Source organism: Paraburkholderia sp. SIMBA_054, from assembly GCF_046534875.1.
Taxonomy (GTDB): Bacteria; Pseudomonadota; Gammaproteobacteria; order Burkholderiales; family Burkholderiaceae; genus Paraburkholderia; species Paraburkholderia hospita.
Genome location: NZ_JAWRXV010000465.1, coordinates 1 through 316 on the forward strand (window position 1 = coordinate 1; position 316 = coordinate 316).

Consider the following 316-nt stretch of genomic DNA (forward strand, 5'->3'; position numbering starts at 1 on the left):
TCCGCCAGCGGCGCCCGCTCTGAAAATTTCGGCCGAGGCGCTTGAAATGGGCGCTTGCGGCCCCACCTGCCGTTCCGATACGCGGTGGCGCGTTCGAATGTTTGTCGCGATTTTGCAACGCACAAAAGTCGCGGCGCATTCATGCGTTGCCGCCGCTGTTGGCTTTTAAATCTTTACCGACTTTCAGCGACATGGAAAACACGCAAGAGAACCCGACGAGCCAGAATCCCACGCCCGCGGACGAAACCGAGCGCCCGGCCGCCGAGGCGGCCACTCCCGAGCAGGAAGCCGCGGCGAGCGTCGCCACGGACACGCC

General features: G+C 63.9%; 1 pseudogene. It reads left to right on the plus strand.

From position 1 onward, the window contains the following. Window positions 1-191: 191 nt before the first annotated feature. Window positions 192-316, plus strand: a pseudogene (locus tag SB822_RS55930) (nucleotide exchange factor GrpE); the annotation flags it as partial.